Genomic DNA, 25,363 nt, shown 5'->3' on the forward strand with positions numbered 1-25,363 from the left:
GGGCCACCCCCTTCGTGGCCACCGCGCCGGGGGCCGCTCCCTTCGCCGCCACCCCGCCGGGGGCCGCCCCCTTCGCGACCACTTCGCCCGGGGCCACCCCCTTCGTGGCCACCGCGCCGGGGGCCGCTCCCTTCGCCGCCACCCCGCCGGGGGCCGCCCCCTTCGCGACCACTTCGCCCGGGGCCGCCCCCTTCGTGGCCACCGCGCTCGGGGCTACCCCGCCCCGGACTGCCTCGCCTGCGGCCGCCCTGTTCGCCGTTTCCCCGCCCCTGGCCATCCCGCCTTGGGGCGCCCCGCCCCCGGCTGCCTCACCTGCGGCTGCCGCATTGGCCGCTTCTCCGCCCGGGGCCATCCCGCCTTGGGGCGCCCCGCGCCCGGCTGCCTCACCTGCGGCTGCCGCATTGGCCGCTTCCCCGCCCGGGGCCACCCCGCCCCCGGCCACCCCGTTCGCTGCTTCGTCGCCCCCGTCGGCTCCACCGGTATCGCCTGTGGCATCGCCCCCGGCCACATCGTCGACGGCGTGGCTTTCGCCCACGTCGCCTGCGGAATCGACCTCGCCCACGTCCCATGCAGAGTCGGCTTCGCCCGCGCCACTTACGGTGTCGGCTCTCCCGGTGTCGCCTGCGGGGCCGTCTGCGGCCGCACCGCCTACGGGGTCGCTTGCGGCCACGTCGCCTGCGGGGCCGTCTCCGGCCCCACCGCCCACGGGGTCCGCCTCGGCGGTGCCGCCTGCTGTGTCGGATCCACCCGCACCTCCTTCGGTGTCGGCGGCGGCAGCACTCGCGCCCGCCGTCGCTTGGCCGCCGGTCCCCCCGCGGGCCGCGACCCTGCCCGTGTCGCCCGCGGAGCAGGCGTCGCCAGCGCTCGCCCCTCCCAGCGCCTGGCCACCTCTCCCCCCGATGGCCACGTCCCTGCCCGCACCCCCTGCGGCGCCTGCTCCGCCGGCACCCCGTACGGCAGCGGCTCTGCCCGTACCACCCAGGGCCACAGCTCTTCCCACATCGCCTACGGCATCGGATCCGTCCGGGCCTCCTCCGGCGTGGGCGTCAGCAGCGCTCGCCCCCGCCGTGGCCTGGCCGCCCGTTCCTCCGGCGACCACGTCCCTGACCGCACCCGCCACGGTGGCTGCTCCGCCTCCGTCACTCACGTCCACGACTCCACCCCCACCGCCCACGCCCACAACTCCGCCCGCACCGAACTCCGCCATGGCTCCGCCCGGACCGCAAACGCCGTTGACCCCGTCCGCACCGACTGCGGCGTCGCCTCTGCCTCCATCCGCTACGGTCTCGGCTCCGCCACCCTCAACGACGTCGGTTTCGCCGGTGCTCCCCGCAGCGACGGCGTCAGGAGCGCCCGCGTCAGGCATCCCGTGGCCGCCCGCTCCTGCAACGGCCACGGCCCTGCCCGCACCCCCTGCGGCGTCGGTTTCGCCGGCGCCCTCGGCTGCGTCGACGTCGGGAGCGCCCGCGTCGGGCACCCCGTGGTCACCCGCTCCCGCATCGGCAACGGCCCCGCCCGCAGCCTCTTCGGCGTCGGTAGCGCCGGCGGCGGTGGTGTCAGGAGCGCCTGCGCCGGGCGCCCCGTGGGCGTCCAACACGACCCTGCCCCCAGCGGCGTCGGCTTCCGCCGAACCTCCCGTGGTGCCGACGTCCACCGCACACGCACCCAACACTTTGCGGCCGGCGGTTTCCCCGACGGCCGCGCAGCCCACGGCGTCGGCGTCAACCTCGCCCGCGGGCGAGATCGCCACACCTACGGGGGCGCCGGGCGCGGCCGGGCGACCGTTGGCGACCTCGCAGGGAACCTCGGGCTCGGCCCCTGGCGAACCGCCGCCTCCGCCGCCGGAGCGGTCCTCGACTGCCGTACGTTCGGCGGACGTACGGCAGTCGGCATCCCCAGTCCCCACCACCCCGGACCAGGTGCTGGGAGCCCGCACGGAGACCCCGGCGGAGCGGCAGCCGTCATCGCCCGCCGTCGCGACCGCCCGCCCTCCGGCGGCCCCGCACTCCGTCCCGACGCCGCCCACCCCGCCGAACCCGCCCGGCGACGCGCCACCGGTCACCCCGGGCCACAGCCCGGAACCCAGCGCGCGGCCCCCGGCGGGCGCGCCGACCGCCACCCCTACGGCTGGCAACGGCCCCGCGCCCGGCCAGGAGCCCGGCGAGCGCCTCCCGGCCACCGCCGCGCCCGTAGGCCCGCACCCCGGCTCGCCCTGGCCCACCCCTGTCCGCCCTGAGGAGCCTGCCGCGCCCGGCCAGGAGCCGGGCGAGCGCCTCCCGGCGATCGCCCGGTCTGCCGACCCGCAGCCCGGGTCGCCTCCGCCCGTCTCGGTTGGCCCGGCGGAGCCTGCTGCGCCCGGCGAGTGCCCCCTGGCCCCCGCCCGGTGTGCCGGTCCGCAGCCCGGGTCGCCTCCGCTCGTCCCGGCGGAGCCTGCTGCGCCCGGCGAGTGCCTCCCAGCGACCGCCCGGTTTGCCGACTCGCAGCCCGGGTCGCCTCCGCCCGTCCCGGTTGGCCCGGCGGAGCCCGCTGCGCCCGGCGAGTGCCTCCCGGCGACCGCCCGGTCCGCCGACCCGCAGCCCGGGTCGGCCCCGCCCGTCCCGGACCGGTCGGGCGAGGCCGGTGGGGCGGATCGGGGGCCCGGCCGGGAGGGTGTGGTGCCCGGTGGGGCGCGGCGCGCGGACGAGTGCGCGTCGGCGGGCCGCCCCGCCACGGCCACCGTGCCGCGTCAGAGCGACGGCACTCCCGGCCCCCGGAGCCTCCGGCAGGCGGTGGTGCGGACGCCGTCCGAGCCCCTCGACCATCCCGACCCGGCCGCCGCCGCCGAGGCCGCAGCCGTGGAGAACCTCCTTCGGTGCTGGGTCCGCGAAGCCGGACTCCGCCGTCCCGAGGGCCCCGCCGGGACCCCTCTGCGTATCTCCCTCCCCGCCTCCGGCACCTCACTGACCGCCCCCGTCCGGCACTGGTCGCCGTCCGGCTGGCACCGCTTCGGCCCCGCCCGGCTCGACGGCGCCCCCGCCGACGCCCCCGCCCTGGACGCCGTCACCCTCGCCGCCCTCGTCGCCCGGGAGGGCGCCGGCGGCGTCGGCGCCGCCACGGACCTCGTCGGCCGGGTCGCGGACTCGGTGCGCCGCACCGCCGAGTTCATCGCCGACCGCCGGCAGCGCCCCGCCGCCCCGCCCCCGATCGGCGAGGACCGCTTCCTCACCGCCGAGCAGTCACTCCTCCTCGGCCACCCCCTCCAGCCGGACCCGAAGAGCCGCGAAGGGCTCTCCGAGGCCGACGCGCGCCGCTACTCGCCCGAACTGCACGGCTCCTTCCCCCTCCACTGGTTCGCCGTCGCTCCCTCCGTCCTCGCCACCGATTCCGCCTGGACCGAGCGCGGACGCCCCGTCCCCGCGGCCCGGCTCCTGGGCCGCCTCGCCCCGGGCATCCCGCTCCCCGCCGGCACCACCCCCCTTCCCCTGCACCCGTGGCAGGCCCACGACCTGCTCCGACGTCCCGCCGTCGCCGCCCTCCGCGACGCCGGACTGCTGCACGACCTGGGCCCGTACGGCGACCCCTGGTACCCGACCTCCTCCGTCCGCACCGTGCTGCGCCCCGGCGCGCCCGTGATGCTCAAGCTGTCCCTCGGCCTGCGCATCACCAACTCCCGCCGCGAGAACCTCCGCAAGGAACTGCACCGCGGAGTCGAGGTGCACCGGCTCCTGCGCACCGGACTCGCCGAGCAGTGGCAGGCGGCCCACCCCGGCTTCGACATCGTGCGCGACCCCGCCTGGGTCGCCGTCGACACCCCGGACGGCGCCCCCGTACCCGGACTCGACGCCCTGCTCCGCCACAACCCCTTCCGCCCGGGCGACGACGCCGTGTGCATCGCCGCGCTCACCTCACCTCGCCCCTGGCCCGGTCGCGACGCCATGAGCTCCCGGCTCGCCGAGGCCGTCACCGGCCTCTCCGCCGCGACCGGCCGCACCAAGGCCGCCGTCAGCGCCGAGTGGTTCCTGCGCTACCTCGACCACGTCGTGCGGCCCGTGCTCGCCTTCGACGCACTCGCGGGCATCGCCCTCGAAGCGCACCAGCAGAACACCCTGGTGCTCCTCGACCCCGACGGCTGGCCCGTCGGAGGCCGCTTCCGCGACAACCAGGGCTACTACTTCCGCGAGTCCCGCCGCGCGGAACTGCAGCACCGGCTCCCCGGCATCGGCAGCGCCAGCGACACCTTCGTCCCCGACGCCGTCACTGACGAACGCTTCGCCTACTACCTCGGCATCAACAACGTGCTCGGCCTCATCGGGGCCTTCGGATCACAACGGCTCGCCGACGAACGCGTCCTGCTCGCCGCCTTCCGCCGCTTCCTCGGCAAGGCCGCGGACCTGGGCCCGCTCCCCACCCAGCTGCTCGACTCACCCACCCTTCGCTGCAAGGCGAACCTCCTCACCCGCCTGGGCGGTCTCGACGAGCTCGTCGGCCCCGTCGACAGCCAGTCGGTCTACGTCACCATCACCAACCCCCTTCACGACTGACGCCTCCCGCAGCGACACGGAGAAGAGCCCCGATGCCCTCCACCGACCTCACGACCGCCCACCCCGCCGCCGCCCCCGCCGGCGCGGCCGACCGCCGGGCACACCCCGCCGCCCGCACCGTCGCGCCGCGTCTCAGCGCGGAACTGCTGCCGCTCCTCGCCGAAGCCGACCTGCTGGATTCCCCCGCCACCTGGGGCCACGCCACCACCCCCGCCGGACGGTTCCGCCTCGAACCCGTGCGCCCCCACCGCGACCTGGAGCTCCTCACCGGCTGGATGAACGACCCCGAGGTGGCCGCCTACTGGGAACTCGCCGGCCCCGCCGCCGTCACGGCCGCCCACCTACGGGCGCAACTCGACGGAGACGGCAGCAGCACCCCCTGCCTCGGCATCCTCGACGGCACCCCGATGAGCTACTGGGAGATCTACCGGGCCGACCTCGACCCGATCTCCCGCCACTACGCGGCGCGCCCCCACGACACGGGTATCCACCTGCTCATCGGGGACGGCACGAACCGCGGCCGGGGTCTGGGCACCGCACTGCTCCGCGCGGTCGCCGACCTGGTACTCGACAACCGCCCCCGCTGCACGCGCGTGATCGCCGAACCGGACATCCGCAACACCCCCTCCGTATCGGCCTTCCTGAGCTCCGGATTCCGCTGTTGTGCGGAAATCGACCTTCCCGAGAAACGAGCCGCCCTGATGATCCGGGAGCGGGCGCTGCGCAATCTCCTCTGACCGCCGCCCCGCGCGCCCCGACCGAGATCGCCGGCACCGCGCCTCTCCCCTTGATAACTCTGCGTGACGAAGCGAAGTTCCCGATCTCCGAGGAGTCCCGTGACGAATTACCCCGCCGCCCCCGACTCCGCCGAACCCCCGGTGCCCGCCTCACCCCAACACCCCTGTACACCCCCCGAAATCAACGCAGAGACCTGGGAATTCGCCGCCCGCCGCTTCCTCGCGAAAATGCTCTCCGAATTCGCCTACGAGGAGATCATCCGCCCCGTCCCCGCACCGTCCGCCACCGGCGACGCCTGGACCCTGACCCTCGACGACGGCAGCAGCCTCGGCTTCCGGGCCCGCCGCCGCGCGTACGACAGCTGGCAGGTCGCCCCGGACACGATCACCCTCACCCCGCCGCCGCCCGACCCGGGGCCCCCGGCCGCCTTCGGGGACCCGTACGCCTTCCTGATCCGAGCCCGCACGCTGCTCCGCCTCGACGGCGCCACCCTCGGCCACCTCGTCCGCGAGCTCAGCGCCACTCTCGCCGCCGACGCCCGCATCGACCACACCGCGCTCACCGCCGACGTCCTCGCCGACCTCGACTACGCCGCCCTCGAAGGACACCAGACCGGCCACCCCTGGCTCGTCCTCAACAAGGGACGCATCGGCCTCTCCGCCTCCGACACCGACGCCTGGACCCCCGAGGCCCGCACGCGACAACGGCTGCCCTGGCTCGCCGCCCACACCTCCCTCGCCGACTACCGGGGCACCGCCGGCCTGGAGGAACCCGCCCGGCTCTACGCCGCCGAGCTCGACCCCGCCACCCGCACCGCCTTCGACCAAGCCCTGCGGGACCGGGGCCTCGACCCGCTGCACTACCTCTACCTCCCCGTGCACCCCTGGCAGTGGGACGAGGTCGTCCTCCCCCTCTTCGCCCCCGCGCTCGCCTCCGGCGCCCTGGTCCCGCTCCCCGCCGATCCCGACGTGCGCCTGCCCCAGCAGTCGATCCGCACCTTCCTCAACCTCACCCGCCCCGACCGGCACAGCGTCAAACTCCCGCTCTCCGTCTTCAACACCATGGTCTGGCGCGGCCTGCCCTCCGACCTCGCCGCAGCCGCGCCCGCCGTCACCGCCTGGATCCACTCCCTCCGCGACACCGACCCCTTCCTCCGCGACGAGTGCGGGGTCGTCCTGCTCGGCGAGGTCGCCTCGGTCACCGTCCGCCACCCCGTCTACACGCAGCTCCCCGAGGTCCCGTACCAGTACAAGGAGCTCCTCGGCGCGATCTGGCGCGAGCCCCTGACCGGTCGCCTCGCACCCGGCGAGCGCGCCCGTACGCTGGCCTCGCTCCTGCACACCGACCCGCGCGGCCGGTCCTTCACCGAGGAGCTCGTCGCCCGCTCCGGCCTGACCCCCACCGTCTGGCTCCAGCGCCTCTTCGCCGCCCTCCTCCCGCCGCTCCTGCACTTCCTCTACCGCTACGGCACCGTCTTCTCCCCGCACGGCGAGAACGCGATCGTGATCTTCGACGAGCACGACGTCCCGGTACGGCTCGCGGTCAAGGACTTCGTCGACGACGTGAACATCAGCGCCGAACCGCTGCCCGAGCTGGCCTCCCTGCCGGACGAGGTCCGCGCGGTCCTCCTCACCGAGCCCGCCGACTTCCTGCCGCAGTTCATCCACTCCGGGCTGTTCGTCGGAGTCTTCCGCTACCTCTCCGCCCTCTGCGAGGACCGCCTGGACGTGCCGGAGGCCGCGTTCTGGTCGCTCGTCCGCGCCGAGATCCTGCGCCACCAGGCGCGGTTCCCCGAGCTCAAGGACCGGTACGAGCTCTTCGAGCTGCTCGGCGAACGGATCGGACGGCTGTGCCTGAACCGGAACCGGCTCTACGAGGACGGCTACCGCGACCGCCCCGACCGGCCGCACGCCGTCCAGCACGGCACCGTGCCCAACCCCCTGCACCGGCCGTGATTCCTCACCGGTGCGGTCACTGTCGGTGCGGACCCGTAGGGTTGGCAGTGCTATGACGAAGCCCTCCCTCCCCGACCTGCTGCACGCCGCCGTCTCCGCCGTCGGCGGCACGGAGCGCCCCGGCCAGGTGGCCATGGCCGAAGCCGTCGCCGAAGCGATCGACGGCAATTCACACCGGCTCATCCAGGCCGGTACCGGCACCGGAAAGTCCCTCGGCTACCTGGTGCCGGCGCTCGCGCACGGCGAGCGCGTGGTCGTGGCCACCGCGACGCTCGCCCTCCAGCGGCAGCTCGTCGAGCGCGACCTGCCCCGGACGGTGGAGGCGCTGCACCCGCAGCTGCGCCGCCGGCCGCAGTTCGCCATGCTCAAGGGCCGGTCGAACTACCTGTGCCTGCACCGCCTGCACGAAGGGGCGCCGCAGGACGAGGAGGAGGGGCTCTTCGACCAGTTCGAAGCGGCCGCTCCGACGAGCAAGCTCGGCCAGGACCTGCTGCGCCTGCGTGACTGGGCCGACGAGACGGAGACCGGCGACCGCGACGACCTGACCCCGGGAGTCTCGGACAAGGCCTGGTCGCAGATCTCCGTGTCCTCCCGCGAGTGCCTGGGCGCGACCAAGTGCGCCTACGGCGCCGAGTGCTTCGCCGAGGCGGCCCGCGAGCGGGCCAAGCTCGCCGACGTGGTCGTCACCAACCACGCGCTGCTCGCCATCGACGCCATCGAAGGCGCCCCCGTCCTGCCGCAGCACGAGGTGCTGATCGTGGACGAGGCCCACGAGCTGGTGTCCCGGGTGACCGGCGTCGCCACCGGCGAGCTCACCCCCGGGCAGGTCAACCGTGCGGTGAAGCGCGCCGCGAAGCTGGTCGACGAGAAGACCGCCGACTCCCTCCAGACCGCCTCCGAGTCCTTCGAGCGGGTCATGGAGCTGGCGCTCCCGGGGCGGCTGGAGCAGCTCCCCGAGGACCTGGGCTACGCGCTGATGTCCCTGCGGGACGCCGCGCGCAACGTCATCTCGGCGATCGGGGCGACCCGCGACAAGTCCGTCCACGACGAGGACGCCGTCCGCAAGCAGGCCCTGGCCGCTGTGGAGAGCGTGCACGCGGTGGCGGAGCGAATCAGCAACGGCTCCGAGTACGACGTGGTCTGGTACGAGCGGCACGACCGCTTCGGCGCCACCCTGCGAGTCGCCCCGCTCTCCGTGTCGGGCCTGCTGCGGGAGAAGCTGTTCGAGGACCGCTCGGTGGTCCTGACCTCGGCCACGCTCAAACTGGGCGGCGACTTCAACGGGGTCGCCGCCTCCCTCGGACTGTCCGCGGAAGGGGTCGAGGGGGACGACGTACCGGTCTGGAGCGGCCTGGACGTCGGCTCGCCGTTCGACTACCCGAAGCAGGGCATCCTCTACGTCGCCAAGCACCTGGCCACGCCCGGCCGGGAGGGCACCCGCGGCGACATGATCGACGAGCTGGCGGAGCTGATCGAGGCGGCCGGCGGCCGCACCCTCGGCCTCTTCTCCTCCATGCGCGGAGCGAAGGCCGCGGCGGAGGAGCTGCGGGGCCGGCTCGCCAACCCGATCCTGCTCCAGGGCGAGGAGACGCTCGGCGAGCTGATCAAGAACTTCGCGGCCGACCCCGAGACCTGCCTGTTCGGGACGCTGTCCCTTTGGCAGGGCGTGGACGTGCCGGGGGCCAGCTGCCAGCTGGTGGTCATGGACCGCATCCCCTTCCCCCGCCCCGACGATCCGCTCATGAGCGCGCGCCAGAAGTCGGTGGAGGAGCACGGCGGCAACGGCTTCATGGCCGTAGCGGCCACGCACGCCGCCCTGCTGATGGCCCAGGGCGCGGGCCGTCTCGTACGGGCCACCGGCGACCGGGGTGTGGTCGCGGTGCTCGACCCCCGGCTGGCCACGGCCCGGTACGGGAGCTTCCTGCGGGCCACGCTCCCGGACTTCTGGTACACCACGGACCGGAACCAGGCCCGGCGCTCCCTGGCGGCCATCGACGCCACCGCCAAGGCGGACGGTCGGTAGCCTGCGGGCGCGAAGCAGCCCCGGGACCGGCGCAGTGGATCCCGGGGCTGGTAGGTGGCGCGGGGCGGGCCCGACGCGGCCTCGGTCAGATCCGACGCAGGACCGCGACGACCTTGCCGAGGATGGTCGCCTCATCGCCGGGAATCGGCTGGTAGGCGGAGTTGTGCGGGAGGAGCCAGACATGGCCGTCCTCGCGCTTGAAGCGCTTGACGGTGGCCTCGCCGTCCAGCATGGCGGCGACGATGTCGCCGTTCTCGGCGACGGGCTGACGGCGCACCGTGACCCAGTCGCCGTCGCAGATCGCGGCCTCGATCATCGAGTCGCCGACGACCTTGAGGACGAAGAGCTCGCCGTCGCCGACGAGCTGCCGCGGGAGCGGGAACACGTCCTCGACCGACTCCTCGGCCAGGATGGGGCCACCGGCCGCGATCCGGCCGACCAGGGGCACATAGGAGGCGGCGGGCTTGCCCGTGGTGTCCGTGGGCTGCGAGCTGGGCTGGTCGGAACCCCGTACCTCGTACGCCCGGGGCCGGTGCGGGTCACGGCGGAGGAAGCCCTTGCGTTCCAGGGCCATCAGCTGGTGTGCCACCGACGACGTGCTGGACAGGCCGACCGCCTGGCCGATCTCCCGCATCGACGGCGGGTAGCCCCGCCGCTGCACCGAGTCGCGAATGACCTCGATGACCCTCCGCTGCCGGTCCGTGAGCCCCGAGCTGTCGGCGCGGATGCCTGGCGGTCGACCTGGCAGCGAGCGTGCGGGGCGCACGGCCTCCGCCTCCGGGTTCGAGTTTGCGTCATTCATGGCATGCACCGGCTCAAGTCGGCTCTGGGAGCGGTTCTGGGCAGTGATGGTGGCACTGTCTGCGGTGGTGGTCACGTCGGCCCCTCTCGAAATGTTCTCCCTAGCTGGACAACGGTAGTTGCTTTCGAAAGGTTGCGCCAAACACACGTTCGAGTGAAAAATCGCAGATCGTCCCGCGCGGGTATTTCGCGAGGTGTATAGACAATCGGTTTGTCGAACGCGGGTTCGGCTCCGCATTCGCTGCTTACGGTACCCTTCCCGGTCGGAACGCCACCGTCCGGGTCGGCCCCCAGTGTGGCATCGGAAAGCCCCGTCACCCTCGGTCCCGCGGTGCGACACGCGGGGTCGCCAAAATCCGCCGCAACCCAAGATCTAGTGGTTGGATGAGCGTCGCCGCCCAGAAGTTGTGGTCTCCGGTCCGGTCCCCGGTCCGCCGAGGCACCCGGGATCGCATATGCTGGTGGCTGCTCCACGAGCCCCCGGCAGAGCCCGTCGCTGTCGTTCAGGGGCCCCGTGGGGTGATTCAGTCGTGCCACGAAGGAGGGTGAGGGAACCATGCACTGCCCCTTCTGCAGGCACCCCGACAGCCGCGTCGTCGACAGCCGCACCACCGACGACGGCACGTCGATCCGCCGGCGCCGTCAGTGCCCCGACTGCTCCCGTCGCTTCACGACGGTGGAGACGGCCTCGCTGATGGTGATCAAGCGCAGCGGGGTGACCGAGCCCTTCAGCCGTACCAAGGTCATCTCCGGCGTGCGCAAGGCGTGCCAGGGGCGGCCGGTCACCGAGGACGCCCTCGCCAAACTCGGCCAGCGGGTCGAGGAGGCGGTGCGCGCCACCGGCAGCGCCGAGCTGACCACCCACGACGTGGGTCTGGCCATCCTCGGCCCCCTGCAGGAGCTCGACCTCGTCGCGTACCTGCGCTTCGCGTCCGTGTACAAAGCGTTCGACACCCTTGAGGACTTCGAGACCGCCATCGCGGAACTCCGCGAGCAGCGGCCTCACCCCGATGAGCGCGGGCCCGGTGGGACCGGTTCGGTCCCCGTGCCCGCCTCCGCCGCCGACTGACCGGACGGACCGTGCAGCGGTGCTCGCGCCCCGCTGAGCGGCCGGACGGCCCGGCGAAGAGACGTAGATACAGATACACAGCACCGTGCCGCGGAATAACGATGGCACTTTAGGGCGTTTTTGCCCGCATATGGGAGGCCTGGCATGACAGAGACGGCGAGCAGCTCGGCACGTGGTTCCCGCGCCAAGGGGACCAGGGCCGCCAAGGGCGGCCTGCGGATCGAGCGCATCCACACCACCCCCGGCGTGCACCCGTACGACGAGGTGAGCTGGGAGCGCCGTGACGTCGTCATGACCAACTGGCGCGACGGCTCGGTCAACTTCGAGCAGCGTGGCGTCGAGTTCCCCGACTTCTGGTCGGTGAACGCGGTCAACATCGTCACCAGCAAGTACTTCCGCGGTGCGGTCGGCACCCCGCAGCGCGAGACCGGTCTGAAGCAGCTGATCGACCGGATCGTGAAGACGTACACGAAGGCCGGCGAGGACTTCGACTACTTCGCGTCGCCCGCCGACGTGGAGATCTTCGAGCACGAGCTGACCTACGCCCTCCTGCACCAGATCTTCAGCTTCAACTCCCCGGTGTGGTTCAACGTCGGCACGCCCCAGCCGCAGCAGGTCTCCGCCTGCTTCATCCTGGCCGTCGACGACTCCATGGAGTCGATCCTCGACTGGTACAAGGAAGAGGGCATGATCTTCAAGGGCGGCTCCGGCGCCGGCCTGAACCTCTCCCGCATCCGCTCCTCCAAGGAGCTCCTGTCCTCCGGCGGCAACGCCTCCGGCCCGGTCTCCTTCATGCGCGGCGCCGACGCGTCCGCCGGAACGATCAAGTCGGGCGGCGCCACCCGCCGCGCGGCCAAGATGGTCGTCCTCGATGTGGACCACCCGGACGTCGAGGCCTTCATCGAGACCAAGGTGAAGGAGGAGGAGAAGATCCGCGCCCTTCGCGACGCGGGCTTCGACATGGACCTGGGCGGCGACGACATCACGTCCGTCCAGTACCAGAACGCCAACAACTCCGTCCGCGTGAACGACGAGTTCATGACGGCCGTCGAGAACGGCACCAAGTTCGGCCTGCGCGCCCGTATGACCGGCGAGGTCATCGAGGAGGTCGACGCCAAGGCGCTCTTCCGCAAGCTGGCCGAGGCCGCGTGGGCCTGCGCCGACCCGGGCATCCAGTACGACGGTGTGATCAACAACTGGCACACCTGCCCCGAGTCCGGCCGCATCACCGCGTCCAACCCCTGCAGCGAGTACATGCACCTGGACAACACGTCCTGCAACCTCGCCTCGCTGAACCTGATGAAGTTCCTTAACGACGACGGCAAGGGCAACCAGTCCTTCGACGCCGAGCGCTTCTCCAAGGTCGTCGAGCTGGTCATCACCGCGATGGACATCTCCATCTGCTTCGCGGACTTCCCGACGCAGAAGATCGGCGAGAACACCCGCGCCTTCCGCCAGCTGGGCATCGGCTACGCCAACCTCGGCGCCCTGCTGATGGCCACCGGCCACGCGTACGACTCGGACGGCGGCCGCACCCTCGCCGCCTCGATCACCTCGCTGATGACCGGCACCGCGTACAAGCGCTCCGCCGAGCTGGCCGCCATCGTCGGCCCGTACGACGGCTACGCCCGCAACGCCGAGTCGCACAAGCGCGTCATGAGGCAGCACGCCGACGCCAACGCCGTCGCCCCGCGCACCGAGGACCTGGACAGCACCATCTGGGCCGCGGCGACCGAGGCCTGGCAGGACGTCCTGCGGCTCGGTGAGAAGAACGGCTTCCGCAACTCGCAGGCGTCGGTCCTCGCGCCGACCGGCACCATCGGTCTCGCGATGTCCTGCGACACCACGGGTGTCGAGCCGGACCTGGCCCTGGTCAAGTTCAAGAAGCTCGTCGGCGGCGGCTCGATGCAGATCGTGAACGGCACCGTCCCGCAGGCCCTGCGCCGCCTGGGTTACCAGGAGGAGCAGATCGAGGCCATCGTCACCCACATCGCCGAGCACGGCGTCGTCGTCGACGCTCCGGGCCTGAAGACCGAGCACTACTCGGTGTTCGACTGCGCCATGGGCGAGCGCTCCATCTCCGCGATGGGCCACGTCCGCATGATGGCCGCGATCCAGCCCTGGATCTCCGGCGCGATCTCGAAGACGGTCAACATGCCGGAGACGGCGACCGTCGAGGAGATCGAGGAGATCTACTTCGAGGCGTGGAAGATGGGCGTCAAGGCGCTCGCGATCTACCGCGACAACTGCAAGGTCGGCCAGCCCCTCTCCGCGAAGAAGAAGGAGGAGGTCAAGGCCGAGGTCACCGAGAAGGCCGAGGAGACCATCCGCGCGGCGGTCGAGAAGGTCATCGAGTACCGCCCGGTCCGCAAGCGCCTCCCCAAGGGCCGCCCGGGGATCACCACCTCCTTCACGGTCGGTGGCGCCGAGGGCTACATGACCGCGAACTCCTACCCGGACGATGGTCTGGGCGAGGTCTTCCTGAAGATGTCGAAGCAGGGCTCGACCCTCGCCGGCATGATGGACGCCTTCTCCATCGCCGTCTCGGTCGGTCTGCAGTACGGCGTCCCGCTCGAAACGTACGTCTCGAAGTTCACGAACATGCGCTTCGAGCCGGCCGGTATGACGGACGACCCGGACGTGCGGATGGCGCAGTCGATCGTCGACTACATCTTCCGCCGCGTCGCGCTCGACTTCCTGCCCTTCGAGACCCGCTCGGCGCTCGGCATCCACTCCGCCGCGGAGCGCCAGCGCCACCTCGACACCGGTTCGTACGAGCCCGCCGAGGAAGAGCTGGACACCGAGTCCCTGGCGCAGTCGGCCCCGCTGGCCGCGGTGCCGCCGGCCCCCAAGCCGGTCGCCGTCGCACCCGTACCGGCCCCGAAGACGGCCCACAGCAGCGCCGAACTGGTCGAGATGCAGCTCGGAGTCTCCGCGGACGCCCCGCTCTGCTTCTCCTGCGGTACGAAGATGCAGCGCGCCGGCTCCTGCTACATCTGCGAGGGCTGCGGCTCCACCAGCGGCTGCAGCTGACACCGGGCGCAGCCGCGTGGGATGCGACATCCGACGTAGTCCGCGCGGGTAGCTGACCAGCAGCGCACGAAGGGGACCGGCCGGCGGCCGGTCCCCTTCGTCGTACCCGGACGGACCGCGTGCCGGCCCCGGTACGACCGGATGCGACCGCGGGGTGCCCGCCGCCGCGCGGCGGCCGGACCGGGCGGGTCGCCGGATTCGTTCGAGCCGGAGTTCGGCCTTCGGGTGCCCGGGCGGGGCGCGGCGGAACTGGTGGGGACGTACTTCGCCGAGGACTGACCCGGGCCGTATCGGGACCGTACGATGGCGCCGTGCTGGTCAAGTGGATTCGCTGCACGGTGACGGACCGACGCGGGTTCGAGCGCGGGCAGCGCAAGTGGGCGGGGCTGCCCGGCGAGCCGGGATTCCGGGGCCAGGGCGGCGGCTGGAGCCGGGGCCGGCAGGGGGTCGCGCACGTCTTCACCTTCTGGGAGAGCCGTTCCTTCTACGACTCCTTCATGGCCCGCGCGCACGACCGGCTGGCCGCCGCGCAGAACGGCACGTACACCGATCTCCGTGCCACCCTCTTCGACCACCGCTTCGATGTGAAGACGGGCTTCGAGCCGCGTTTCACCGACGCCGACGTGGTGCGGGTGGCGCACACCCGGGTCAGGGAAGGGCGCGTGGACCACTTCGCGCTCATGCAGGAGAAGGTGTGGAATCCGGCCATGGCGGGCTCGCCCGGCATGGTCCGGGGCCTGTTCGGTGAGGCTCCGGGACGGGAGTTCCTGGTGCTCTCGATGTGGCGGGCGGCCGCCGAGCACGGCAAGTACCGGCAGGAGCGGGTCGAGCGGCTTTCCCTGCGCGCCCAGATCCAGGCCGACGTGGAGGCCCTGACCGGCGACGTGGTCGACCTCGAACCGTCCTGGACGGTGTGACCGTACGACGATCGGCAAACCGGTCGGCGTGCCCGTTCGGCATGCCCGCCGATGGCCGAATAGGGTCGTGGGATGGTTCGACCACGGCGCATCGTCCTTGTCCGGCACGGGGAATCGGAAGGAAACGCCGACGACACGGTGTACGAGCGGGAGCCCGACCACGCCCTGCGCCTCACCCGGAAGGGGCGCGAGCAGGCCGCCGCGGCCGGCGTCCGGCTGCGCGAGCTCTTCGGGGACGAGACCATCAGCGCGTACGTCTCCCCGTACCGCCGGACCCTCCAGACCTTCAAGGAACTGGGGCTGGACCCCGCGCGCGTGCGGATGCGCGAGGAGCCGCGGCTGCGCGAGCAGGACTGGGGCAACTGGCAGGACCCCGACGACGTACGGCTCCAGAAGGCCTACCGGGACGCGTACGGCCACTTCTTCTACCGGTTCGCGCAGGGCGAGTCAGGGGCTGACGTGTACGACCGGGTCGGGTCCTTCCTGGAGAGCCTCTACCGCAGCTTCGAGGCCCCGGACCACCCGCAGAACGTCCTGCTCGTGACGCACGGACTCACGATGCGGCTGTTCTGCATGCGCTGGTTCCACTGGTCGGTGGCCGAGTTCGAGGCGCTCTCCAATCCGGGCAACGGCGAATTCCGGACGCTGCTGATGGGCCCCGACGGCCGGTACCGGATGGACCGCCCGTTTGAACGGTGGACCACACCCGAGCCCTACGACCTGGACGGCTAGAGTGGCGCGCGATGACCTCTGACACCTCCACCGACAGGCGCAATGCACGCGCCATGGCCAGCCTCCGCGGCCTGGCCCTGGGTGACGCCCTGGGCTCCCAGTACTTCGTCCCCGTGAACTACCCCCTCCTCAAGCGGCGCGAGCTGCCGGCCGCCGAGACCTGGCAGTGGACCGACGACACCGAGATGGCCTGCTCGGTGGTGGCGGTGCTCGCCGAGCACGGCCGCATCGACCAGGACGCGCTGGCGCTCTCCTTCGCCCACCACCACGACTTCGACCGGGGTTACGGTCCCGCCGTGAACCGGATGCTGCGTCTGGTCCGGGAGGGCGAGGACTGGCGCACCCTGGCCGCCGAACTGTTCAACGGACAGGGCTCGTGGGGCAACGGCGCCGCCATGCGCATCGCTCCGCTGGGCGCCTGGTACGCCGATGATCCGGAACAGGCCACGCACCAGGCGGAGATCTCCGCCTACACCACCCACCAGCACCGCGAGGCGGTGTGCGGCGCGATGGCCGTCGCCGCGGCGGCCGCACTGGCGGCGGCTCCGGCCGGTCCGCCCAAGGCCGCCGACCTGCTGGACGGGGTGATCGCCCTGGTGCCGCGCAGCGCGGTGGGCGCCGGGCTGCGGCGGGCGAGGGACATGCTGGACTACGGCGACGCGACCACGGTCGCGGCCGTACTGGGCTGCGGACGCCGCACCAGCGCCCACGACACGGTGCCCTTCGCGCTGTGGTCGGCGGCGCGGTCACTGGACGACTACGAGCGGGCCTTCTGGACCACCGCCCAGGTGGGCGGCGACGTCGACACGACGTGCGCGATCGTCGGCGGGATCCTGGGGGCGCGCGGAGACGCGGTGCTCCCGGCCGCGTGGATCGCGCGTACGGAGGCCCTGCCGGGCTGGCTGCCGGCGGCGGCCCGCTAGCTCAAAACGGCGGCGGGTGCTCGCCGTTCGCGTTTGTCACGGTCCTGACACAGGCGGCGTGACGATCGACTGACACCGCACGTCAGCGGCCTACTCTGTCCGCTTCGCAGTCCCCACCGGAACGCCGGGGGCTGCCGACAGGGGAGGGGAACCCGATGGCGGGGAACACCGGTGGGGCGGGCGGGGCCGAGGACGCGGCGGCCGACAAGGGCGCGGCAGGCGGAACGGGCGGAGCCGAGAGTGCCGCCGGCGCGGCCGGGATCGCGGGGGCGGCCGGCGCGGCTGAGGCACCCGGATCCGCGGGGTCCGCCGTCCCGCCCGCGGCCGTGCCTGCTGTCCCGCCTGCGGCCGACGTGCCCGCTGTCCCGCCTGTGGCCGGCGCGGCCGTTGTCGCCGCCCCCGCCGCCGTCAGCCCGGCCGGGGCGTCGTCGCCCGGGCCGATGCCGACCCACCTGGGCGTCTGGCAGGCCCGGCAGGAGCGGGAACGGGCCGCCGCCCGGGCCAGGGCCGCCGCCCCGCCCGCGTGGACCGTCCGGGTGCGGAGCGCGGAGGCCGCCCCCGTCGGTACGGCGACCCTCGCCGCTGTGCTCGCCTCCGGTCTCGCCTGCGCCCTGCTCCTCGGCGACGGTATGGGCCCCGGCCTGCTGCTCTCGGTGGTGCCCGCCGTCGTCGCCGCGTACGCCGCCGCCCGCGTGGCCGGCCGTACCGCCCGACCGTGGACGGTCGCCTGGGCGATCGGCTGCCTCGCCCTGCTCGCGGTACCCGCCCTGCGGGACTCCGCCTGGCCCTCTGTGCTGGCGATCCTCGCCGCGGTCCTGCTGGGCGCGCTCGCCCTGCACGGCAGCCGCACCTGGCCCGGCGTCCTGCTCAGCCCCCTCGGCTTCCTCGGCGCCGCCAAGTCCGGAACGGCGTGGGCCTGGGCCGGCGTGCGCTCGCGCGGCGGGTCCAACAAGGACCGCTGGCTGCCCGTGGCCAAGGCGACCGGTGTCGCCGTAATCCTCCTGCTGCTGTTCGGAACGCTGTTCGCCTCCGCCGACGCCGCCTTCGCGGACCTGCTGGGCGGCCTGACACCCGACATATCCGTCGCCGACGGGCCCGCCCGTACCGCTCTCTTCGTGCTGGGCGCGGTCCTCGCCCTCGCCGCGGCCCGGGCCGCGGCGGCCCCCTTGCGCTGGGACCGCATCGTGGTGGCGCCCGGCAAGCCGAGGTCCCGCCTCGAATGGGCCCTTCCGCTCGTCGTCCTGAACCTGCTGTTCGCCGGCTTCAACGCCGTCCAGCTGGCCGTGCTGTTCGGCGGCTACGAGAAGGTCCTGGACAGCACGGGCCTGACGTACGCCGCGTACGCCCGCCAGGGCTTCTGGCAGCTGCTGTGGGCCACGCTCCTCACCCTCGGCGTGATCGCGCTCGCGCTGCGGTGGGCGCCGCGCGAGCGTGCGGGTGACCGTCGCTTCGTCCGCGTCGTCCTCGGCACCCTGTGCGCGCTGACGCTGGTGGTCGTCGCCTCCGCGCTGCGCCGCATGGACCTCTACGTGGACGCGTACGGGCTGACGCGGCTGCGGGTGTCGGTCGCGGCCATGGAGCTGTGGCTCGGGCTGGTCATCGTCCTGATCATGGCCGCGGGCGTGTTCGGCGCGCGCTGGCTGCCCCGCGCGTTCGCGGGGAGCGCGGCGGCCGCGGCGCTGGTCTTCGGGCTGCTGTCTCCGGACGGGATGGTCGCCGAACGGAACGTCGCCCGCTTCGAGAAGACCGGCAAGATCGACTTGGCCTACTTCCAGTCCCTCTCGGCGGACGCCGTCCCCGCGCTGGACGCGCTGCCCGAGCCGCGACGGTCCTGCGCCCTGCGGGGGATCAACAACGACCTGTCCGCCGCCGGGGACGTCCCCTGGTACGCCGTGAGCCTGGGCGAGTACCGGGCCCGGCAGATCCTGCGCGAGCGCCCCGTGACCGTCGCCTACGAGGTCTGCGCGCGCCTGGGGACCTTCGGGAGCCGTACCGCCGGGTACTGAGTCCGACTCGATCGGATGATCGCCGAGCGGCTCGGCTGACGGAGGGATCCGGCCCGCGCGCCTTCGCCAACGTGACCGCGCCACTCGGATCCCGACGTATCGCGCCGACCGGTGCGCCGCCCGTACGGCTGGTCGCAGCGCGCCTGTGAGCCGGAACCGGAGCGACCGGGAAGGCGGTCGGGGCCGGGCGTTCCGGTCGGGAGACGGGTGCGGCGGCGACGGATCCCGGTTCGGCGCGGGCGTGTGCGCCAGCGAAGGTGGGGCCCCGACCATCGGGGGACGGGCCCGGCCGGCCGCGCACGCGACGGCCCGCGAGGAGCCATTCCGCGAAGCGGAGCGGAGGCCGCCCCGGAGGCGGGTGGGGCGGGCGCGGTGCGCGTCGGACCGGGGCCGGGGTGTGCAGGCGGCGCGGGGCGGCGTAACCTTGCTGGCGCCATGCCGTACGAAGCACCCACCCACACCGTCGAACGCTCCCTCCGTGCAACCACCGGCGCCAAGGTCATCGCCGGGGTCGACGAAGTCGGACGAGGGGCCTGGGCCGGTCCCGTCACCGTGTGCGCGGCGATCACCGGCCTGCGCCGGCCGCCCGCGGGGCTCACCGACTCCAAACTGCTCACCGCCAAGCGGCGCGACGCCCTCGTCGGCGTGCTGGAGGACTGGGTGACCGCGTACGCCCTCGGGCACGCGTCCCCGGAGGAGATAGACGAGCTGGGGATGACCGCCGCACTCCGGCTGGCGGCGGAGCGCGCTCTCGGCGCCCTGCCCGTGCGGCCCGACGCGGTGATCCTCGACGGCAAGCACGACTACCTCGGGGCGCCCTGGCAGGTCCGTACCGTGATCAAGGGCGACCAGTCCTGCGTCGCCGTCGCCGCGGCCTCGGTCATCGCGAAGGTCCGGCGCGACCGGATGATGGCCGAGCTCGGCGAACCGGGCGGCGGAATCGAGGGGTTCGCCTTCGCCGCCAACGCGGGGTACCCCTCGCCCGTGCACCGCGCGGCGCTGGAGGAGCTGGGGCCGACCCCCCACCACCGGCTCTCGTGGTCGTACCTCGACGCGCTGCCCCGCTGGCGCCACCTGAAGAAGGTGCGCCGCAGCGAGGAGTCGCTGGAGTTGGAAAACGGAGGCCAGCTCGGCTTCGATTTTTGATCGCACGCATGTGCCACCGGCCGGTACCTTTCGTACCGGTGTTTGATAGATATCACCTCATGCCTCTCACACCCGCCATCGAGGAGCCTCAGATTCACGAGAGTGCCCAGGGTCCCCGCGTCACGCCGGCCGCGAGCCGCACCGCGCAGACCCCTCGTCCCGTACCTGGTCCGCGTCCCGCCGCCGTCCCGCGGCCCGGACGCCCCGGTCCCGTCCTGCCCGCGCCGCCGGCGCAGCGTGCGCCGCAGGCGTCTGCCGGCCCCGTTCCCGCGGCCCCTGCCGCGCCGTCCGTCTCGGCGGCCGTGCCGCAGGTCCAGCTGGTCCCGGCCTCCGCCGAGGGCGCGCTGGACGCGGCTGAGGAGGCCGTCGACCTCCTCCTCGACGCCGGGCGCGCTCCCGGCGACATCCTGGTGCTCACCAGTGGCGACCCGCACCCGTGGGCCGTACACGAGCTGTCCTTCGGCGAGGCCGCGTACTGGGCCCAGCACGACGCCGGGGACGACGTCTTCTACGCGGACGCGGCGCAGGTCCAGCGCGCCGCCGGCCGTGCCGTCGTGGTCTTCGCGGCCAACGGCGGGCCGGGTGACGCGCTCAAGGACGCGCTGCCGGTCGCGCTCGCGCGGGCGGGGACGCTGCTGATCGTGTGCGGCGAGCCGGGGCGGATCAACTCCGTTCTGGGCGCCGGCGTCTGACGCCCCGTATCCGGCGCGGGCGAGGGGCGGGGCGGGCCGTGGGTCGGCCCCGCTGGAGCCCCGACCCGGCGTAACCGCACCGGGTGTGCGGCCGTGAGGCCTGCCCGGGGGCGGTTCGGTGCGGGGCGCCCGGGCCGGTACGGGGCGCCCTCGGGCCGGCACGGCCGTCCGGCGCCGCTCCGGGAACTCCTGTGAGCGGTGCGCCGTGACGGGGTACCGGAGGGCCGGGGATACGGGGTTCAGCGGGCGGCGGTCCTGCGCAGGGCCTCCGCCGCGCCACCCCCGGAGTGCAGGGAGAGCGGGGCGAACTCGGCTGCGCTGTCGCCGAGATGCCGGGGGAGCGAGCCCGAACCGGGCTGCCTGCCGCCGCGCCCCTCACCCAGGACCTGCCAACCGCCGCGTGTCAGTGTGATGTAGGCGCCGCACCGCAGCCCGTGCAGGGTGCAGGCGTCCCGCAGCCCCCACATCCAGGCTCCGTCCTCCTCCGTCCACCGCTCGTCCCCCTCACGGCAGTAGAGCAGGACGGCGGTCCGCACCGGGGTCCGCCGCCGCAGGTCGTGCGGCAGGATCCGGCGCAGTTGGGACAGCAGGGCGTTGCGGTACTCCCAGCCGTCGGCCGAGCTCGACCGTTGAACGAAGGAAGCGCTCGCCACCAGCCGCTCCTCCGGGTCGAGTACGGCGATCACGGCGGTGGACGGCACGGGGCTGTGCCGGGAGTGCAGGCCGCTGACGACCTCGCGCGGATCGCGCAGCAGCGGGATGCCGGACGCTGTCCACTCGGCGGGTTCGAGCAGCCTGCCGTGCCGGCTGACGCCGCCGGTGGACATGGCCAGGGACGTGGTCGATGGCGGGGTGAATCCGAAGGTCACGGTCCTCCCTTCGGGTACACGCCCGCGAACGGGCACGGCTGGAGTGCGGGCACGCCGCGGCGGCCCGGGAGAGCGCCGGGGAGCCGAGCGGGAGCACTCCAATTCTCGCGCGGCCGCCGAGCATGCGGCAACGAGCAATTGGCGCCGCCGACCGGAATTCGCCGGTATGCCGTTCATATCCTTGCCCCGTCCCGCCGTGGATGACGCATGGGGCTACGGCTGGAGGGCCAGCACCAGTGGGAACACCTCCTTCGCGCCGGAGCGCCGCAGCAGGCGCGCGGCCACGGCGAGCGTCCAGCCGCTCTCCGCGCGGTCGTCCACGAGGAGTACGGGGCCCGCCGCCTGCGCGAGAGCCTCCGCGAGGGCCGCGGGCACGGTCAGGGCCTGGTGGAGCCCCCGTACCCGCTGGGCGCTGTTCGAGGAGGGCAGGCCGAACTCCGGGACCTGGTCGGTGTAGGCGAGCGATCCGAGCAGCGGCATCCGCCCCACCTCGGCGATCCGCGCGGCCAGCGAGCCGACGAGCTGGGGTCGGCCGCGGGAGGGCAGCGCCACCACGCCCACGGGCCGGACGGGGGCGTCCGGGGCGCCGGACGCCCAACCGCCCGGTCCCCGGGCCCAGTCGGCGAGGACGGCCACGACGGCCTGCGCCACGTCGTCCGGGACCGGCGCGTCGGGTGTCTGCGGGGACAGCATGGGGCGCAGCCGGTTTCCCCAGCCGATGTCGGACAGTCGGCCCAGGGCCCGGCCCGTCGAGGCCTGCTCCCCGGCGGGGATACGGCCCTTGAGGTCGACGCCGACCGCGGCGAGCCCGGTCGGCCACATCTTGCGGGGCTCCAACTCCACGCCCGGGCGGCCGAGCTCACCGCGGGCGGTGTCCAGGGCGGTGGTGGAGACCTCCGCCGTGAAGCGGGCCCCGGCGCAGTTGTCGCAGCGGCCGCAGGGAGCGGCCTCCTCGTCGTCGAGCTGGCGGCGCAGGAACTCCATCCGGCAGTCCGTCGCCGCCGCGTAGTCGCGCATGGCCTGCTGTTCGGCGGCCCGCTGCCGGGCCACCCAGGCGTAGCGCTCGGCGTCGTACACCCAGGGCTCGCCCGTCGACGTCCAGCCCCCCTTGACCCGGTGCACGGCGCCGTCGACATCGAGGACTTTGAGCATGGTCTCCAGCCGGGTGCGGCGCAGGTCGACGAGCGGCTCCAGGGCGGGCAGGGACAGTGGACGGCTTGCATGGGCCAGGACGTCCAGGGTCCGGCGCACCTGCTCCTCGGGCGGGAAGGCGACCGACGCGAAGTACTGCCAGATCGCCTCGTCCTCGCGGCCCGGCAGCAGGAGCACCTCGGCGTGCTCCACCCCGCGCCCGGCCCGGCCGACCTGCTGGTAGTAGGCGATGGGGGAGGAGGGCGAGCCCAGGTGCACCACGAAGCCCAGGTCGGGTTTGTCGAAGCCCATGCCGAGCGCCGAGGTGGCCACCAGCGCCTTGACCCGGTTGGCCTGGAGGTCGTCCTCGGCCTGCTGGCGGTCGGCGTTCTCCGTCTTGCCGGTGTACGAGGAGACGGTGTGCCCGCGGTGGCGCAGGTACGCGGTGACCTCCTCGGCCGCCGCCACGGTCAGGGTGTAGATGATCCCGGAGCCCGGCAGCTCCCCGAGGTGGTCGGCCAGCCACGCCAGCCGGTGCGCCGCGTCGGGCAGGGTCAGCACGGCCAGGCTCAGGCTCTCGCGGTCCAGCGGGCCGCGGAGGACCAGCGCGTCGGTGCCGGCGCCGGTGCCCAGCTGCTCGGCGACGTCGGCGGTGACACGGGCGTTCGCCGTGGCCGTCGTGGCGAGGACGGGGACGCCCGGCGGGAGGTCGGCGAGCATGGTGCGCAGCCGGCGGTAGTCGGGGCGGAAGTCGTGCCCCCAGTCGGAGATGCAGTGGGCCTCGTCCACCACGAGCAGGCCGGTGGCGGCGGCGAGCTTGGGCAGGACCTGGTCGCGGAAGTCGGGGTTGTTGAGCCGCTCCGGGCTGACCAGCAGGACGTCGACCTCGCCCGAGGCGACCTCGGCCTGGATCCCTTCCCATTCCTCCGGGTTGGCGGAGTTGATGGTGCGGGCGCGGATCCCCGCCCGGGCGGCGGCTTCCACCTGGTTGCGCATCAGCGCGAGGAGCGGGGAGACGATCACGGTGGGGCCGGCGCCGTTCGCGCGCAGCAGGGAGGTCGCGACGAAGTACACGGCGGACTTGCCCCACCCCGTGCGCTGTACGACCAGGGCCCGCCGCTTGTGCGCGACGAGGGCTTCGATCGCCGTCCACTGGTCCTCGCGCAGCGTGGCGGTGCCCGTGGGGTCGCCCACGAGACGGGCCAGGACGGAGTCGGCCGAGGACCTCAGGTCTGCGTTCATGCCCCCATGCAACCTGATGCCTCCGACATTGCGCCAATGCCGCTCTGAGCCTGTGGATGTTGAAAGCCAAACAGTTATCCACAGGGCTTTCGGGGAGGGATCGGGCACGGGACCTTCGGGACATGACGAACAACCACGAAGCACACAGCCCGTCCGACCGCCCCTCCCTCACCCAGCGCGCCTCCGCCCTCGCCACCCAGATCACCCTGCGCAGCCCGGCGGAACTGGCCGACGCCCTGCCCTACATGCTCGGCTTCCACCCGACCGACTCGCTCGTCATGGTCGCCGTCCACGGCGGGAGCGGGCGCTTCGGCGGCCGCCTCCGGGTCGGCATTCCGACCGCTCCCGGCGAATGGGAGGACACCGCCCGGCAGGTGGCCGAATGCCTGATCCGGGGCAGCGAACGCCGCGGTGCGAAGCCTGACGGCATCGTGCTCTACCTCTGCCTGGAACCCGACGGCGAGGAGAGCGGCCAGCGCGTGATGACCCGGCTGCGACCACTCGCCCAGCGCATCAGGCTCGCCTGCGGCGCACTGGACGTGCCCGTGCTGGAGGCCCTGTGCCTGTCCGCCGGCCGGTACTGGTCCTACGTGTGCCCCGACGCACGCTGCTGCCCGGCCGAGGGCAGCCCCCTGGCCGCGGTCGGCACCTCGGTCATGGCCGCCACGGCCACCTTCGCCGGCCTCCGGCTCCGGGGCTCGCTCAAGGACATCGAGGGCCGGCTCGCGCCCCTGTGCGGGCCCGGGGCCGAGGAGCTGGAGCAGGCCCTGGACCGGGCGGCGGCCGCCTTGGTGCCGAAGATCCTCGACGGCGCCTCCCGCCAGGAGGTCGGCGCCGAGACCATCGCGCTGGCCCGGACGCTCATGCGGCGCCTGACGCTCGCGCCGCCCATCGAGGGCGGTCCCCGGGCCGAGGACTGGGACGACTCACTCCTCGCCCACGACGAGGCGGCCTCACTGATCATCGGCCTCCAGGACCGGGAGGTCCGGGACATCGCCGCCGAGTGGATGGAGGGCGAGGAGGCCGCCCCGGCCCTGCGGCTCTGGCGGGCCCTGGCCCGACGCTGCGTCGGGGCGTACCACGAGCACGCGGCGGCCCCCCTCACGCTCGCGGGCTGGGTCTCCTGGTCCACGGGGGACGAGCCGACCGCCCGGATCGCGCTGGGCATGGCCCTTCGGGCGGACGCCGAGTACCGCTTCGCGCAGCTGCTCCACCACGCCTGCAACGAGGGCATCGACCCCGAGGGGCTCAGGCAGTGCCTGCGGGCGGAGCGGCGCAGCAGGGAGCCCCGCCGCAAGCGCCGCGCCGCCAGTACCCGGCCGTCGGGCCGCCGGGGTCGGACGGCGCCGGGCCGCGTGTCCCGCCGTACCGCGGGGAGCGGGTCGTGAGCCGACGGGGGTGCCCGGACCGCGGTGCGCCCGGGTGCCGGCTCAGGCGCCTTCTCGGGGCCCTCCGGGGGGCGGCCGCCGGTACGGCGGGCGTGCGGCCGCCGAACCGGGCCGTGACCCGGGCGGGGCCGGGGGCGTTCAGTTGTGGGGTGGTGGGGGCCCGGCCGCGCCGCCGCCC

General features: G+C 73.6%; 16 protein-coding genes and 1 pseudogene. 13 read left to right on the forward strand and 4 right to left on the reverse strand.

Annotation, left to right across the window (positions count from 1 at the left end):
• Window positions 1-202, reverse strand: a pseudogene (locus tag ACFWUQ_RS10420) (glycosyl transferase); the annotation flags it as partial.
• Window positions 203-2,654: 2,452 nt separating this feature from the next.
• Between ACFWUQ_RS10420 and ACFWUQ_RS10425 the strand changes: the two are divergent.
• The 4 genes from ACFWUQ_RS10425 (at window position 2,655) to ACFWUQ_RS10440 (ending at window position 9,236) form a co-directional block, all read left to right on the forward strand.
• Window positions 2,655-4,520, forward strand: a complete 1,866-nt coding sequence (locus tag ACFWUQ_RS10425) for an IucA/IucC family protein (protein ID WP_384535603.1) — start codon at window positions 2,655-2,657, stop codon at window positions 4,518-4,520.
• 32 nt (window positions 4,521-4,552) lie between these two features.
• Complete coding sequence (locus ACFWUQ_RS10430; protein ID WP_384535606.1) at window positions 4,553-5,257, forward strand: GNAT family N-acetyltransferase; 705 nt, start codon at window positions 4,553-4,555, stop codon at window positions 5,255-5,257.
• A gap of 99 nt (window positions 5,258-5,356) precedes the next feature.
• On the forward strand, window positions 5,357-7,213 hold the full coding sequence (locus ACFWUQ_RS10435; RefSeq protein ID WP_384535609.1) for an IucA/IucC family protein: 1,857 nt from the start codon (window positions 5,357-5,359) through the stop codon (window positions 7,211-7,213).
• A 52-nt stretch (window positions 7,214-7,265) separates the two neighbouring features.
• Window positions 7,266-9,236, forward strand: coding sequence for an ATP-dependent DNA helicase (locus ACFWUQ_RS10440; RefSeq protein ID WP_384535611.1), 1,971 nt, complete (start codon window positions 7,266-7,268; stop codon window positions 9,234-9,236).
• A gap of 85 nt (window positions 9,237-9,321) precedes the next feature.
• On the opposite strand, the gene lexA is transcribed toward ACFWUQ_RS10440, so the two are convergent.
• Window positions 9,322-10,113 (reverse strand): transcriptional repressor LexA, encoded by a 792-nt coding sequence (gene lexA / locus ACFWUQ_RS10445; protein ID WP_384535613.1) that lies wholly within the window; start codon window positions 10,111-10,113, stop codon window positions 9,322-9,324.
• 480 nt (window positions 10,114-10,593) lie between these two features.
• Between lexA and nrdR the strand changes: the two genes are divergently transcribed.
• The 8 genes from nrdR (at window position 10,594) to ACFWUQ_RS10485 (ending at window position 20,555) form a co-directional block, all read left to right on the forward strand.
• Window positions 10,594-11,106 carry a transcriptional regulator NrdR gene (gene nrdR, locus ACFWUQ_RS10450; RefSeq protein ID WP_384535616.1) on the forward strand — a complete coding sequence of 171 codons (513 nt, stop codon included), beginning with the start codon at window positions 10,594-10,596 and terminating at the stop codon, window positions 11,104-11,106.
• A 144-nt stretch (window positions 11,107-11,250) separates the two neighbouring features.
• Entirely contained in the window at window positions 11,251-14,139 is a 2,889-nt protein-coding gene (locus ACFWUQ_RS10455) for a vitamin B12-dependent ribonucleotide reductase (protein ID WP_384535618.1), read from the forward strand.
• 311 nt (window positions 14,140-14,450) lie between these two features.
• Complete coding sequence (locus tag ACFWUQ_RS10460) at window positions 14,451-15,056, forward strand: YdbC family protein (RefSeq protein WP_384535621.1); 606 nt, start codon at window positions 14,451-14,453, stop codon at window positions 15,054-15,056.
• Between the two features lie 72 nt (window positions 15,057-15,128).
• The gene (locus ACFWUQ_RS10465) at window positions 15,129-15,788 is read left to right on the forward strand and encodes a histidine phosphatase family protein (protein WP_384535623.1); all 660 of its coding nucleotides are present in this window, start codon (window positions 15,129-15,131) and stop codon (window positions 15,786-15,788) included.
• A gap of 11 nt (window positions 15,789-15,799) precedes the next feature.
• Window positions 15,800-16,711 (forward strand): ADP-ribosylglycohydrolase family protein, encoded by a 912-nt coding sequence (locus ACFWUQ_RS10470; protein ID WP_384535626.1) that lies wholly within the window; start codon window positions 15,800-15,802, stop codon window positions 16,709-16,711.
• A gap of 155 nt (window positions 16,712-16,866) precedes the next feature.
• The gene (locus ACFWUQ_RS10475; protein ID WP_384535629.1) at window positions 16,867-18,717 is read left to right on the forward strand and encodes a DUF4173 domain-containing protein; all 1,851 of its coding nucleotides are present in this window, start codon (window positions 16,867-16,869) and stop codon (window positions 18,715-18,717) included.
• A 435-nt stretch (window positions 18,718-19,152) separates the two neighbouring features.
• The gene (locus tag ACFWUQ_RS10480) at window positions 19,153-19,863 is read left to right on the forward strand and encodes a ribonuclease HII (RefSeq protein ID WP_384535631.1); all 711 of its coding nucleotides are present in this window, start codon (window positions 19,153-19,155) and stop codon (window positions 19,861-19,863) included.
• A 59-nt stretch (window positions 19,864-19,922) separates the two neighbouring features.
• A complete protein-coding gene (locus ACFWUQ_RS10485) occupies window positions 19,923-20,555 on the forward strand; it encodes a hypothetical protein (protein ID WP_384535634.1) in 633 nt (210 codons plus the stop codon).
• 239 nt (window positions 20,556-20,794) lie between these two features.
• On the opposite strand, the gene ACFWUQ_RS10490 is transcribed toward ACFWUQ_RS10485, so the two are convergent.
• On the reverse strand, window positions 20,795-21,424 hold the full coding sequence (locus ACFWUQ_RS10490) for a hypothetical protein (protein WP_384535637.1): 630 nt from the start codon (window positions 21,422-21,424) through the stop codon (window positions 20,795-20,797).
• Window positions 21,425-21,637: 213 nt separating this feature from the next.
• The gene (locus tag ACFWUQ_RS10495) at window positions 21,638-23,797 is read right to left on the reverse strand and encodes a RecQ family ATP-dependent DNA helicase (RefSeq protein WP_384535639.1); all 2,160 of its coding nucleotides are present in this window, start codon (window positions 23,795-23,797) and stop codon (window positions 21,638-21,640) included.
• A 122-nt stretch (window positions 23,798-23,919) separates the two neighbouring features.
• Here ACFWUQ_RS10495 and ACFWUQ_RS10500 point away from each other — a divergent pair, with 122 nt between their 5' ends.
• Complete coding sequence (locus tag ACFWUQ_RS10500; RefSeq protein WP_384535641.1) at window positions 23,920-25,185, forward strand: DUF4192 domain-containing protein; 1,266 nt, start codon at window positions 23,920-23,922, stop codon at window positions 25,183-25,185.
• Window positions 25,186-25,363 lie beyond the last annotated feature (178 nt).

Origin of the sequence: Streptomyces sp. NPDC058662, assembly GCF_042716255.1 — a bacterium.
GTDB lineage: Bacteria > Actinomycetota > Actinomycetes > Streptomycetales > Streptomycetaceae > Streptomyces.